The following is a 13233-nucleotide window of genomic DNA, read 5'->3' as shown; positions in this document are numbered from 1 at the left end:
ACGGGCGGGTGGGTCAGCTCTTCCCGCCCTCGTTGCGCCTGCGGACGAACAGCAGGACCGCGCCGCCGATCACGACGAGGCCGATGGCCGTGCCGCCTATCAGGGGGGTCACGCCGGAGCTTCCGGTGTCGGCGAGGTTGGTGTCCGGGGTGGGGGTGGCGGCCGGGGTGGAGGGGGCCGGTTCGGTGAGGGTGCGGGTGGTGTCGTCGAGGGCGGCGGTCCGGGTGCGGCAGTCGAGGACGCCGGAGAAGCGCTGCTCGAAGCCGGCCGGGCCGCGGACGGTGAAGTCGTAGGGCCGGTCCTCCGGCAGCGGGACCGTCACCGTGCGGGACTCGCCGGCCGCGATGGTGTACTCGGTGTCCAGCAGCTCGAAGGTGAAGTCCTCGTCGCCCTTGTTGGAGGCGGTGATGTCCAGGGCGCCCTCGGCGCAGTTCTTCCTCGCGGACAGGGCGGGTATCGGGCCTTGGTCGGACCAGGTTGCGGTCGCCGTCGCCGTGACCGTCGACTCGCTGGAGCCGGCCAGGATCTGGGTCTGGCTGCGGCTCTCGGAGGCGAAGGCCCGGCCGACCGGCACGGTGGTCGAGGCCTGGACGGTCAGTCCGGCGGTGCCGGGGTCCGCTCCCCTCGGCACGTCGAAGAAGATCTGCGTGCCGTTGGTGACGGAGGTGACGGGGGTGCCGTCCTTGTCGACGATCCGCACGCCGCCCGCGGTGGCGTCGACCGGCGGGGTCACCGTCGCGCCGCCGGCGTTGGTGCGGACCGTCACCGGGCCGAGCCGCTCACCGGGGCGGCCCGAGACCGCGGGCGGGTCCAGGGAGAGGGACGCGGTCGGCTCCTCGAGGTCGCGGGCGTGCTTCTCCAGGTAGTCGGCGAGCCGTTCGGCCTCGGGATCGGTGGCCTCGACGTCCGTGTCGTCCGAGTAGCGCCAGATGGCGACCTGCGTACCGGCCGCCGCGTCCTGCTCGGTCAGGCCGCCGCGGACGCCCGCCTTCTTCGCGAGCGCGGCCAGGTCGTTGACCTGGGGGTAGGAGTTCTGGAGGATCCAGCGGATGCGCCCGGCATCGTCGTTGGTGCCCAGCGAGGTGCCGCTCCAGGGCGTCTCGCGGTACTTGGCGTCCTTCTGCGTGGGGTTCTGGATGTCGACGCAGTACGTCTGCAGCATGCCGCCGCCGTCGACGGACATCTCGAAGAGGCCGGCCGGCACCTCCTGGTCGCCGGCGGCACCGTGGACGACCGCGGTGCCGTGCGTCTTGAGGCCGCCTATGGTGGCCGTCGCCCCGCCCTGTCCCTGCGCCGCCCCGTCCCGCGCCGCGGCTGCCGGGCCCGCGCCGGTGACGACGCCCGCGGCGGCGACCGCGGACACCAGTGCCGCGGCGGCGAGTCGCGCCGCTCCCCGGCCTGGCAGGGACAGCGCAGTGAACGAAGAAAACACCAAATTCCCCTTCGAGCAGGACCCGTTGACGTGGGGGGCAAGGTCCCACCAGCAGAATCAGCAGCCCCGCAGGGCTCGTTCGGCATCCTAAGGACATGACGCACCGTGTCCGCCGGTGATGTTCGTCCGCGAGGTGATCCGAATCGGAATCGTTATCGCCGACACGGTCGTGAGCAGGGCTTATCGACAAATCAACCCAGGGGCATCCAAGGCGTCTTCGCCGATAAGCCGCACTTCGGTCAGCTGCCGCGAGGCATCCGTGTCATGCCACGGTCGCGGGCTCCGGCCGCTGCCCGGCGGCCGGTGCGGCCGAGTCGACCGGGTCGGCCGGGTCGGCCGGGCCGGCCGCTTCCGGGGCCGGTGTCTCCCAGTTGGGCTCCGGCTGCGGTGGGGAGGTGGCCGCCGTCTCGGACCTGCCGGCGCGCCGGAACGCCGCCGTGCCGCGGGCCAGGTCGTGGCCGATCGCCACCGCGTCGATGTCCGCCGAGGTCCAGTTCTGCCCCTCGCGCACGTCCGTGCGCACCTTCAGCCGCCCCTGGACCACGACCGGATCACCCACCGCCAGCGACGACGACGCGTTGGTGGCGAGCTGCCGGTTGGCCCACACCGTGAAGAAGTTGGTGTGACCGTCCGTCCACGCGCTCTTCTCCCGGTCCCAGTAACGCGCGGTGACCGCCAGCCGGAAGCGTGCCGACGGGCCGTTCGCCAGCTCCCGGTACACCGGCTGCGTCGCCACGTTGCCCACCGCGCAGATCATCGTCTCGTTCATCGCGAGTCCTCCCTCCCCGTACGGGCGCCTCCCGCACGGCTGCTCCGGCGCGGCAGGCGCCACGTCCGCGTGGTCCCGCCGCCGCCCTTGCCGGTGCGATCGCGTCCGTCGCGACCGCCCGAGGTCAGACTGCCTCCGTCCGGGCCGGCCCGCTGAGGGCTGTGGACCGTCCCCGGGTCTGTGGAAAACTCCGTCACTCCGCCGCTGTCTCGCCCCTACCTCGCCACCGCCCCCGCCCCCGTGACCCGCCCGTACTGCTCCCGTACCTCCCGGTACCGCAACAGCTCCGCCGCCAGCGGGTCCAGCACCCCGGCACGGCCGCACCCCGCGGCCGCCTCCCGCAGCAGGCGTTCCGCCTCGTGGCCGTAGCGCCGTGCCGGACCGCGCGCCGCGACACGGCAGCTCCACTCGACGAGGGGGCCGCCGATGATCCCGGCCAGCATCAGCAGCACCGGCACGCCGAGGTTCGGCGGCACGAACCCGATGATCTGCCCCAGCAGCCAGAGCCCGCCCACCACCTGAAGCAGGGTCATCGTCGCCTGGGCCAGCACCGCCACCGGCCACCAGCCCGGCCGCGGCGGACGCCCCGGCGGCAGCCCCGTGCGCACCGCCAGCTCGTCCAGGGCCTCGGGCAGCCCCTGGGCGCCGCGGACCGCGGCCTCGCGCATCGCCTGCGCCCACGGCGCCGGCAGCCCGGCCGACGCCCGGTCGGAGACCGTGCGCACCGCCTGCTCGACGCGCTGGCGGGCCGTGGCCTCCTCGTCGGCCTGCGCGCGCAACGGGAGTCGTCCCGTGGGAGGTTCGCGCCGGTCGTGGTACCAGCGCCACAGCCGCAGCCACGGCGTGCCGCACGCGCGGTTGGCGTTGCGCAGCCAGGCGCGCTCGGCCGCCTCGCCCGCCGCGGTGGCGCCCACCGCGTCCGCGAGCCGGTCGGCGAACTCCTCCCGCGCCTCCTCGCTGAGTCCGGTCCGCCGTCCGGTGACGTACACGGGCCGCAGCCCCCGCGCGGCGGCGTCCACGTCGGCCGCGATGCGGCGTGCCGGGGCCTGCCGCTCGGTGACGAACTGGCCGAGCGTCTCGCGCAGTTCGCCGATTCCCTCGCCGGTCAGCGCGGACAGGGCGAGCACGGTCGCGCCGGGTTCGCCGTACTCCCCGAGCGCGATGCCGTCCTCGTCGAGCAGGCGCCGCAGGTCGTCGAGGACCTGTTCGGCGGCCTCGCCGGGCAACCGGTCCACCTGGTTGAGGACGACGAAGGTGACCTCCGCGTGGCCGGCCATCGGCCGCAGATAGCGCTCGTGGAGCACGGCGTCGGCGTACTTCTCCGGGTCGACGACCCAGATGACGGCGTCGACGAGCCGCAGGATGCGGTCCACCTGCTCCCGGTGCTGCACGGCCGCCGAGTCGTGGTCGGGCAGGTCGATCAGGACCAGCCCGCGCAGCGGCGACTCGGAGTCCGGGTGCTGGATCGGGCGGCGGCGCAGGCGGCCGGGGATGCTCAGCCGGTCCAGGAGGCTGGCCGCGCCGTCGCTCCAGCTGCAGGCGATGGGTGCCGCGGTGGTCGGGCGGCGCACGCCCGTCTCGGAGATCGTCACTCCGGCCAGGGTGTTGAACAGCTGCGACTTGCCGCTGCCGGTGGCGCCCGCGATGGCGACCACGGTGTGCTGTCCGGAGAGCCTGCGCCGCGCGGCGGCCTCGTCCAGGACGCGGCCCGCCTCGGAGAGCGTGCTCGTGTCGAGCCGGGTGCGGGACAGGCCCACCAGTTCGCGCAGCGCGTCGAGCCGCGACCTGAGCTGTCCGTCGTACGCCAGTGGCATCAGGGCGGCCGAGGAACCCGCGGGCCTGCTCGGCACGGTGAAGTACGGGTCCGGTCCGCCGTTCTTCTCGTCCACCCGCCGCGCGATCAGCCCGTCACCCCAGGCGCCGTCGCCACCGTCCCCGGAGCCGGGCGATCCACCCGCGGCGTGCTCCGTGCCCGACGGACGCTCCGCGGTCGTCCGGCGTGCCGAGTCCGCGCCACGGGCCCCCGCGGGCACAGACGCCCCAGCAGTGGGCGCGGCGGGCACGGCGGCCCCGTGTTCCGCAACGAAAGCCGGACGGTCCCGGCCCGCCCTGCCCTCCCGCTCCCCGGACGGGCTCCCGCGCTCCGTACGACGTGACGCCGCCGCGTCCTTCACGCGCGCGTGGAACCCACGGCGGCGGCGCTCGCCCTCACGCTCGCCCTGACGCTCACGCTCAGACCCGCGCTGCTCGGCGTCCCCGTCGGCGTCCTCCCGCGCGGCGGTGCCTTCGGCCGCGCCCGGACCCGACTCGACCGGCTGATCCACCCGGTCCACCCGGTCCACCCGGTCCACCCGGTCTCGCTGGTCTCCCCGGTCTCCCCTGTCCGACTCACCCGCCTGGCCTGCCTCCCCGGTCGTGTGGCCGGTGTGCTCGGTGGGGTCCTGGTCAGTGACGGCGGTCACCGGTCACCTCTCCTTCTGCAGTACGGACAGCGCGGCGATGAGTTCGGCCTGGGGCTCGGGATGGACGTCGAGCCCGTCGAGGGGCGCCAGCCGGCGTTCGCGCTCGACGTGCACGACCCGGTCCACGTGTTCGTCGAGCAGCCGCCCGCCCCGGTCGCGCAGCCGCAGCGCGCCGTGGGCGCCGATCCGCTCGGCGAGCCGTTCCCCGGCGCTGCGCCCGCGCCGCCCGCCCAGCAGCACGGTGGCGACCAGGGCGGCCACCACGGCGGGGTCCGGGGCCAGGTTCCGGTCGAGTTCGCGGACCTCGTCCTCGGCGTACTCCTCCAGCTCCCGGCGCCACCGCCGGACGGCCAGCCCGATGCGGTGCTCGGCGCTCTCCGGGGCGGGGTCGCGGCCGGCGAGTTCCGGGGCGGTGGCCGCCGGTTCGCGCCGCCAGGCCTCGTCGACCCGTTCGTCGGCGGCGGTCACGGAGCACAGCAGCAGGGCGGTCAGGCTCTCCACCAGCGAGTCGAGGAGTTCCTCGGGGGTGCAGTCGAGGGGGAACGCCCGCCACCGCTTCAGCGCGTCCCCGGCGAGCACGGCCCCCGCCTGCAACCTGCCCCGCACGCGCGCGTGCTCGGCGTCGTAGGCGCCGTCGACGGCGGCGGTGAGCCGGAGCGCGGCGGCGTACTGCGCGGAGGTGGCACCGGCCAGTTCGGGCATCCGGGACTTGAGGGAGTCCAGGATGCCGTGCGCCGTACGGGCCATGGCGTCGTGCCGGGCCCCGAGGTCCTGCGCCCGGTGCGCGAGCCAGGTCCGCAGCGGCGCCACCGCGCTGGCCGGCAGCAGCCCGCCGCCCCAGGCCGACTCGGGCAGCTCCGGGACGGTGAACCGGGGGACGTCGCCCAGTCCGGCCTTGGTGAGCAGCGCGGCGTACTGCCGCGACACCTCGGCCACCACCTGGTGGGGCACCCGGTCGAGCACGGTGACGAGGGTGGCGTCGTACTCCTTGGCGGTGCGCAGCAGATGCCACGGGACGGCGTCGGCGTACCGGGCGGCGGTGGTGACCATCACCCAGATGTCGGCGGCGCAGAGCAGCTCGGCCGCCAGGACGCGGTTGTCGGCGACGAGGGAGTCGATGTCGGGCGCGTCCAGGAGGGCGATGCCGGGCGGCAGGCTGTCGGCGGTCTCGACGCGCAGTACCCGCGCGGGGTTCTCGCCCGGCAGGAGCAGGTCGTCGCCGGGGTCCGGGTGGGGCATCCACACGCGCGTGAGGTCGGGCAGCACCCGCATGCCGCTGAACCAGTGGTGGTCCTCCGGATGGCAGACCAGCACCGGCGTGCGGGTCGTGGGCCGCAGTACGCCCGCCTCGCTGACCCGGCGGCCCACCAGGGAGTTCACCAGCGTGGACTTTCCCGCGCCGGTGGAGCCGCCGACGACGGCCAGCAGGGGCGCTTCGGGTTCCTTCAGCCGGGGCACCAGGTAGTCGTCGAGCTGGGCGAGCAGTTCGTCGCGGTTGGCACGCGCGCGTGGGGCCCCCGCCAGGGGCAGCGGGAAGCGTGCGGCCGCGACACGGTCGCGCAGGGCGGAGAGTGCGTCGAGCAGCTGAGGCCGTACGTCCAAGGTCACCACATGTGAAGAATGCCCAATTTCAGGGGAATTCTGAAGCATATGAGTATGCCTGCGCGCCGACCGGACACTTCAGGCGGAAGGGATTACTGGGACGCGAGCACAGCCCAGGCATAACGAGTGCACAACACCCGATGCGTGAGACGCCAAAAGCGATGCACGATTCGTACCTGCCTGCGATTATCGGAACCGCTTCACCGAACCTCCACATCGAGCCACGGAGGGGAAGCATCAGGGACATGGAGCCGGGAGCCCTATCCTTGTCCCCGGCGACGTCACGGATCGGCCCACACCCGGGCACCACGACCGAGGCCACCACACCAGGCCCCCGTAGCTCAGTGGATAGAGCAGGCGCCTTCTAAGCGCTTGGCCGCAGGTTCGAGTCCTGCCGGGGGCGCCACTGCCCGTTTGGCGGACGGACCGGAGGACCGGACGACGTGCGACTGCGCTGCGCGGTGCTCGACGACTTCCAGCAGGTGGCGACCGAGATCGCCGACTGGTCCCCGGTCGCCGGGGACGTGGACGTCGTGTCCTTCGACACCCATATCGACGGCGAGGACGCCCTGGCCGCGGCGCTCGCCGACGTCGACATCGTGGTCACGCTGCGCGAACGCGTCCACTTCCCGGCGTCGCTGATCGCCCGGCTGCCGCGGCTGAAACTGATCGTCGCCTCCGGCATGCGCAACAGCGTGATCGACTACGCCGCCGCCGAGGCGCACGGCGTCACCGTGTGCGGTACGGCGTCCTCCTCGACCCCACCCGTCGAACTGACCTGGGCCCTGCTGCTGGGCCTGGCCCGGGGCATCGTCCAGGAGAGCAACGCGCTGCGCGGGAGCGGCCCCTGGCAGCAGACGGTCGGCGCCGACCTGCACGGGCGCCGGCTCGGGCTGCTGGGCCTGGGGAAGATCGGCGGCCGGGTGGCCCGGGTCGGCCTCGCCTTCGGCATGCGGGTGAGCGCCTGGAGCCAGAACCTCACTCAGGAGCGCGCCGACGAGGTGGGCGTCGAACTCGCCCCCTCCAAGGAAGACCTGCTCTCGACGGCCGACTTCGTCTCCGTCCACCTGGCGCTCGGCGACCGCACCCGCGGCCTGCTCGGCCCCGCCGAACTGGCCCTGCTCAAGCCGACCGCCTACCTGGTCAACACCTCGCGCGCGGCGATCGTCGACCAGGACGCCCTCCTCGCCGCCCTGCACGAGGGCCGCATCGCCGGGGCGGGCGTGGACGTCTTCGACACCGAACCGCTGCCCGCCGGCCACCCGATGCGCACCGCCCCGCGCCTGCTCGCGACGCCGCACCTGGGTTACGTGTCACACGCCAACTACGCCACGTACTACGGCCAGGCGGTCGAGGCGGTCCAGGCCTACCTCGCGGGCTCCCCCGTACGCCGCCTGCCCGCGTCCCCAGCCCCCGCCCCTGCCCCTGCCCCTGCCACTCCCCCGGCCCAGGAGGCTCAGGCGATCCCGGCCCGGACGGACTGACCGGGCCGCCAGTACGTTCCGCCGCTCCGGCGCAGGTGGTCGAGGTCCACCAGGTAGCGCCGGAGCGTCACATGGTCGACGTCGCCGTCGTCGCACCAGGCGCGCAGCTTCTCGTCGACGGCGCGCTCCGGGTACTCCACGCCGGGCGTGAAGGTCTGCTCGGCGATGTGCCGCAGCACCACCTTCTTGCGCGTCCAGCGCGCGGGGAGCCGCACCAGCCGGCCGTCCTTGACGAAGGTCCGCACGATCAGGCCCGCCCGGTCGTCGTCCGCCCCGGTGTGTCCGGCGGTCTCCGCGGCCGGGCGGCCCGCGCGGGCCAGTTCCACGAAGCGTTCGTGGGCGACGACGAGGCCGCCGCCGTCCCCGGACGCCACGACACCCTGCTCCCGCAGCCGGCGCAGCGCGGCGGCGGTCTCCTTCGCGGACAGGCCTGCCGCCCGGGCCACGTCCTGCGCGCTGCCCGCCCCCAGGGCCACCGCCGCGAAGGCACGCACCCGGCCCTCGTCGGCGAACAGGCCGGGCAGGGCGGTCACGCCCGACCGGTCGGCGTGGTCGGGTCGGCCGGACGGGTCGGACTGGTGGGGTTGGTCGTTAACCATGCCGGGAGGCTAGTGGACGACCCGGCCCGGAGCGGAACGGTTTTCCGCCCCGCCCGTGTCCCGCCCGTGTCCCGCCCGTGCCCCGGACGCCCCGGCCCCGCCCTCCTGTTCAAAAAGGGTGATCCTCACATTCCCCCCGTGTCCCCTCTCCGACCAGCGGCGTTGAACCGGCAGTGCGGTGGCGCGTCCTGCCGCCGTGCTCCCCGAGTCAGAAGGAGAACGTGATGTCTCGCATCGCGAAGGCCGCCGGTGTCGCGCTCGGCGCCGGTGCCGTGGTCCTCAGCGGCACCGGCCTGGCCATGGCGGACGCGGGCGCCCAGGGCGCGGCCATCGGCTCGCCCGGCGTCCTGTCCGGCAACGTCGTCCAGGTTCCGGTCCACGTGCCGGTCAACGTCTGCGGCAACACGATCAACGTGATCGGTCTGCTCAACCCGGCCTTCGGCAACGTCTGCGAAAACGGCGACGACGACAAGAAGGACGAGAGCGACAAGCACGGCGAGGACGGCAAGAACGGCGGCGGCTACGGCGGCTGAGTCCCGCAGGCACCAGGCGAGCCCCGGTCTTCCCGGCCGGGGCTCTCCCGTGTCCGCCGTCCGCGCCGTCGGCCGGGCGCCCGGCGCCCGCCGGTCAGGCGTACCGGTAGATCCGGCTGTGGTCCTCCAGTTCGTCCGGTGTCACGTCCCACGGCGGCAGCCTCTCGTGCCGCGCGACGACCCGGCCGTGCTGCGCGCTGCCCCGGCCGGGCGGTTCGGCGGGCAGGTAGCGGGTGTTCTTGTGCCGGGCCTGCCAGCGGGACCACTGGAGGTCGACGAAGGCGTGGTGCAGCCAGAACACCGGGTCGTTGACGGAGGCGCCGCCGACCATGGCCCCGCCCACCCAGCGGTGCACGCGGTTGTGGTTGCGCCAGGAGACGCTGCCGCGTCCGGTGCCCCAGCCCTCCAGCTTGTTGCGGAAACCCTTGCGGACCGTGGAGTCCCAGGGCGCGGTGTCGTAGGCCGGGTCGTCGAGCGCCCACTCCAGGTCGCTCTTCGTCGGCAGGCCGATGGGGTCGGCGGCGCGGCCGAGGTCCCGGGTGAGGTACTCGGTGTCGGTGACGTTCTCCTTGAGCGTCCAGTTGCCCTCGGCGTGGGCGAACGGCCCGGTGGTCACCCGGTGGTCGGAGCGCCGCCCGGTGCCGCCGAGGAAGTCGGCCGTCCAAGGCGCCGACCTGGTGGTGCGGTCCTTCGTCCAGTCCCAGTACGGCACGGTGACCGACGAGTCGACCCGGCGCAGCGACTCCTCCAGGTCCAGCAGGAACCGGCGGTGCCAGGGCAGGAAGGACGGCGCCATGTGGGCGGTACGCAGTCCGTCCTCGCCGTCGGAGACGTAGTACTCGATGTGGGTCCGCACGAACTCGTCGTACTCACCGCGCCGTTTGACCTCCAGCAGCGCCTTGACGAACCGCCGCTTCTCGCTGCGGGTCAGGGTGCTGACGTCCTTACGCGTGTACGCCATGCCGCCCCCCGGAGTGGTGGTCGTGCCCCTCGGCGGCCGGCGTGTCGCGCAGGTGCTCGCCGGGACCGAGTTCGTCGACGGCGCCGCGGGCCGCGGCGAGGGGCGTGGGGTACGACCGGTAGTGGTCGATCATGCTCAGCCAGCTGCCGTCGGCCCGGCGCATCAGGTGCAGCGGCCGGCCGTCCACGGTGACGTGCCAGGTCCCGGCGCCGACGGCCCGCCCCGCGGCGGACCGGATGCCGCGGATGCGGCGGCCGCGGTAGGTCTCGTCGAACGAGGAGCCCTCGACCGGGGCGTCCGCGTCGACGTGCGGTTCGGGACGGGCGGGGCGCGCGTCCGCCCCGGTGGCGGCGGCCCGTGCGGGCCGGGAGGCCGCGACCAGCGGCGCCAGGGAGACGGCGAGGGCCGGGGCGAGCAGCCCCCGCATCATCTGCCGCCGCGTCCCGAGCCCCGGTGCGCCTACGGCCGGGCACTCAGCCGCCCGCCCGGCACCGCCCTCCGCGCCGCTCACGGGCCCTCGCGGAGTCCCGTACGCCGACCCGTCCGCCGGTCCGCCTGCCGGCCCCGCTGCCAGCCCGTTTGCCGGTCCGTCCGCCGTTCTGTCCGCTGTTCCGTCCACTGTTCTGCCCGCGTTGACGACCATGGCTCGCTCCTCGTCCGGTTCGGTGATCCGTACCGGTAACCGAGCGGCGGGCCCCGCGGTCACCGCGCGCGGGGCCACACGGGTGCGGACGTGAGCGGTACGGGTCACAGACCCGGGCCGACCCCCAGGTCGGCCGCCGGCACGGTCTGCACCACCGGCGTGAGCACGCCCGCCTGGGGCAGCTTGGCGGTCGGCAGGCCGAAGCCCCCGCCGTCGGGGGCGCTGAGCGGGGCGTCCAGCGACAGTCCCGGCGCCAGCGTCCGCAGTTCGGCGGCGGGGGCGTCGACGGCGGCGTGGTCGAAGCCGTCCCCGAGGACCTGCGGCAGGGGCTGGCGCAGGTCGACGCCCGGCAGGCCGCTGCTGACCGGCAACTGCGGAAGTGTCCGCTCCGGCAGCAGCCGGCCCTCGACGTACCGCGGCCCCTCGGGCGCGCCCGGCGTCGGCACGGGCAGCTCGCCGGCCACTTCGGGCAGTTCCATGCCGAGGGCCGTCTCCGCACCGCCCAGCGGCACCGGCACGGGGACCGCGCCGGCCGCGGCGGCGGGGCTCGCGGCCGCGCCCACGGCGGCAGCCACACCGGTGACGACGGCGGCCAGGGTTCGTCTGGTGGTCGACTTCATGTCAGGCACGGTCCCTTTCAGGAATGCGGGAGGGCTGGCGAATGCGGAAGGAGACTGACGGAAAGAGCGCGACGCGGCGGCGAATTGGGCGCCGGGTATCCGGGTCAGCGACCCAGCGGAAGGCCGCCGAGCAGGCCGCCCTCGGAGTTCAGCCGCGTGGTCGCGCCCTTCACGGTGTGCAGCACGGAGTCCTTGTTCTCGGTGTCCAGGGCGTCCGACTGGTGCTTGAGCGGCATCACGTCGATGGGCTCCGCGGTGAGCGCGTTCACGGCGCCGTTGAGGCTGGTGGGAGTGATGTCGGCGGGGTCGTAGGCGAACGCGGGGGCGGCGGAGCCGGCGGCGACCAGGGAACCGGCGACCACGGCGGCGGCCTTGAGGGACTTCATCGTGTTCCTTTCTTCGGCGACTCGACAGGTCACCGGAGGAAATGCGGACGCCCTGCCTAACGACCTGTGCCGGGCACGGAAACCCCGCGTCCGGAAGACATATGAGATCCCTTGATGACGGAATGCCCGGTGACGGAAACACGCCCGGTGACGGAACACGCTCGGTGGTGAAACGAGGAAAGGGCCGTCGCGCCACCCCGGAAAGGACGGGATGGCGCGGCGGCCCGGAACGCCGAGGGCGTCAGGAGGGGTTCGCCGGCAACGGGGCGGCCGGGGCGGCGGCCTCCGGAGCGGCCGGCAGCGCGGGCAGTCCGGCGAGGTCCGCGGCGGGCAGCCCACCGCCGACCAGCGTGGCGGCGACGACGTTGACGACGCCGGTCACCACGTCCTTGACGGCCGGGCTCACCTGTTCGGCGGTGCCGGAGGTGCTGGCCTTGATCAGGGCGTCGATCTGCTTCTGCAGTTCGGCGTAGGCGGAGGCGGTCAGGTCGGCCGCCGCCGCGGTCCCGTCACTGTCCTGCGCCACGACGGGCGCCGGCAGCGTGACCGGGGTCTCGGCCTCCGGCGCGGTCACGACCGGCGGCTGGGCCGGGGTGCTCGTACCGGGGGTGGTGGTGCCGGGCGTCGTCGTGCCCGGCGTGGTCGTCGCCGCGTCGTCGGCGTCCGCGTCCGCCGCTTCGGCCTTGGCGAGGGCGTCCTGGACGGCGGCGGCGAGCTGGTCCGCGTCGGTGGCGGCGAGCTTGCCGTTGTCGGCCTTGAGTACGGCGCCGAGCAGGTCGGTCACCGGCGTCAGCACGCCGCCCAGACCGGCCAGGCTGCCGACCTGGTCCTGCAGTTCGGCGGCGTCGGGCAGGGGTGCGTGGGACGCCGCGTGGGTGCGTTCCCGGACCGATTCGCCATCGGCCGCCATCACCGCCGGCCCGGAGAGACCGATCAGGAGGCCGGCGGTGAGGGCGGTGGTGGCGATTCGCCGTGCGGGCAGACGCATGAGGGGTTCCTTTCGGTGGTGCGTCGGATCTTGTGCCCACCGTGGAAGCGCCCGTGCCGCTCTGCAACCGAGCCGTGACCGTACGTCCGCACCCGCCTTTCCCCGCGTCGGCGTCCTGCCTGGTGGGACGGCCTGTCAAGGTCCGCCCGCCGTGTCGCCGTGCACACCCCCCATTCGGGGCAGCACACCGCCGTCCGTGCGGCAACGCGAACCGGCCGCCCGCTCGCGGAAGAACCGCGTACGGACGGCCGGTGCAGGGTTCGAGCCGACGGTCAGTCGTTCTCGCACTCGTTGCCGAACGCCGGGTTCAGCAGGCCGATGATGTCGACCGTGTTGCCGCAGACGTTGACCGGGACGTGGACCGGGACCTGCACGACGTTGCCCGACAGGACGCCCGGGGAGTGAGCGGCGGCGGCCTGCGCGCCGGCGTCGGCAGCGGCGACACCGGCGGTGCCCGCCACCGCGGCGGCGGCGACGGAGGTCAGGGCCAGGCCCTTCGCGATACGCGACATGGAGAAGTGCTCCTTGGGGTTGACACAAACATCCGGGCGGGTGCCCGGCGCAGTGTCAACGCGTGGCACACGCGTGAGTTGTGCCGCCGAAAGGGTGATCTCGGGGAAACCGGCGTTCACGATTCCAACACACTTACCCGGTTTCACCGTATTAGTACGGATAGCGGCTAGAGTCCCACACCATCCGACGCATCCCTGGTGCACCCCTGCGGGGCATCGACCGAGGGCACTCCCCGAGAGCT

At 74.0% G+C, this 13233-nt stretch carries 13 protein-coding genes and 1 tRNA gene; 3 read left to right on the top strand and 11 right to left on the bottom strand.

Features of this window, described 5'->3' with window-relative positions:
* Positions 1 to 13: 13 nt before the first annotated feature.
* The 4 genes from KUM03_RS25715 to KUM03_RS25700 all read right to left on the bottom strand — a co-directional run bounded on the left by KUM03_RS25715 (position 14) and on the right by KUM03_RS25700 (position 6274).
* Positions 14 to 1432, bottom strand: a complete 1419-nt coding sequence (locus KUM03_RS25715; protein WP_217251682.1) for a Cys-Gln thioester bond-forming surface protein — start codon at positions 1430 to 1432, stop codon at positions 14 to 16.
* Between the two features lie 262 nt (positions 1433 to 1694).
* Entirely contained in the window at positions 1695 to 2201 is a 507-nt protein-coding gene (locus KUM03_RS25710) for a single-stranded DNA-binding protein (protein WP_217251679.1), read from the bottom strand.
* Between the two features lie 215 nt (positions 2202 to 2416).
* A complete protein-coding gene (locus tag KUM03_RS25705; protein WP_217251677.1) occupies positions 2417 to 4663 on the bottom strand; it encodes a YfjP family GTPase in 2247 nt (748 codons plus the stop codon).
* Between the two features lie 3 nt (positions 4664 to 4666).
* A complete protein-coding gene (locus KUM03_RS25700; RefSeq protein ID WP_217251674.1) occupies positions 4667 to 6274 on the bottom strand; it encodes a dynamin family protein in 1608 nt (535 codons plus the stop codon).
* Between the two features lie 321 nt (positions 6275 to 6595).
* Between KUM03_RS25700 and KUM03_RS25695 the strand changes: the two genes are divergently transcribed.
* Together KUM03_RS25695 and KUM03_RS25690 are read left to right on the top strand one after the other, a co-directional pair.
* Positions 6596 to 6671: transfer RNA gene (locus KUM03_RS25695), tRNA-Arg, on the top strand.
* 37 nt (positions 6672 to 6708) lie between these two features.
* Complete coding sequence (locus KUM03_RS25690) at positions 6709 to 7749, top strand: D-2-hydroxyacid dehydrogenase family protein (protein ID WP_217251672.1); 1041 nt, start codon at positions 6709 to 6711, stop codon at positions 7747 to 7749.
* Here the strand turns inward: KUM03_RS25690 and KUM03_RS25685 are convergent.
* A complete protein-coding gene (locus KUM03_RS25685) occupies positions 7722 to 8348 on the bottom strand; it encodes a DUF2087 domain-containing protein (RefSeq protein ID WP_217251670.1) in 627 nt (208 codons plus the stop codon). The genes KUM03_RS25690 and KUM03_RS25685 overlap by 28 nt on opposite strands.
* Positions 8349 to 8572: 224 nt before the next feature.
* Here KUM03_RS25685 and KUM03_RS25680 point away from each other — a divergent pair, with 224 nt between their 5' ends.
* Entirely contained in the window at positions 8573 to 8881 is a 309-nt protein-coding gene (locus tag KUM03_RS25680) for a chaplin (protein WP_217251667.1), read from the top strand.
* Positions 8882 to 8975: 94 nt separating this feature from the next.
* Here the strand turns inward: KUM03_RS25680 and KUM03_RS25675 are convergent, their stop codons facing one another.
* The 6 genes from KUM03_RS25675 to chpG all read right to left on the bottom strand — a co-directional run bounded on the left by KUM03_RS25675 (position 8976) and on the right by chpG (position 12991).
* Positions 8976 to 9842 carry a tyrosinase family protein gene (locus tag KUM03_RS25675; RefSeq protein WP_217251665.1) on the bottom strand — a complete coding sequence of 289 codons (867 nt, stop codon included), beginning with the start codon at positions 9840 to 9842 and terminating at the stop codon, positions 8976 to 8978.
* On the bottom strand, positions 9826 to 10353 hold the full coding sequence (locus tag KUM03_RS25670; RefSeq protein WP_308406412.1) for a tyrosinase family oxidase copper chaperone: 528 nt from the start codon (positions 10351 to 10353) through the stop codon (positions 9826 to 9828). Before KUM03_RS25670 ends, KUM03_RS25675 begins: the two co-directional genes overlap by 17 nt.
* Positions 10354 to 10589: 236 nt before the next feature.
* A complete protein-coding gene (locus tag KUM03_RS25665) occupies positions 10590 to 11105 on the bottom strand; it encodes a hypothetical protein (RefSeq protein ID WP_217251663.1) in 516 nt (171 codons plus the stop codon).
* A 104-nt stretch (positions 11106 to 11209) separates the two neighbouring features.
* On the bottom strand, positions 11210 to 11491 hold the full coding sequence (locus KUM03_RS25660) for a hypothetical protein (protein WP_217251661.1): 282 nt from the start codon (positions 11489 to 11491) through the stop codon (positions 11210 to 11212).
* 241 nt (positions 11492 to 11732) lie between these two features.
* Entirely contained in the window at positions 11733 to 12479 is a 747-nt protein-coding gene (locus KUM03_RS25655; protein ID WP_217251659.1) for a hypothetical protein, read from the bottom strand.
* A gap of 272 nt (positions 12480 to 12751) precedes the next feature.
* A complete protein-coding gene (gene chpG / locus KUM03_RS25650) occupies positions 12752 to 12991 on the bottom strand; it encodes a chaplin ChpG (protein WP_217251657.1) in 240 nt (79 codons plus the stop codon).
* Between the last annotated feature and the right edge of the window lie 242 nt (positions 12992 to 13233).

The sequence above is a fragment of the Streptomyces sp. AC602_WCS936 genome (genome assembly GCF_019049125.1).
Lineage (GTDB): Bacteria > Actinomycetota > Actinomycetes > Streptomycetales > Streptomycetaceae > Streptomyces.
The sequence above is the reverse complement of the archived record's forward strand: the minus strand, read 5'-3'. Positions and strand labels throughout refer to the sequence as shown.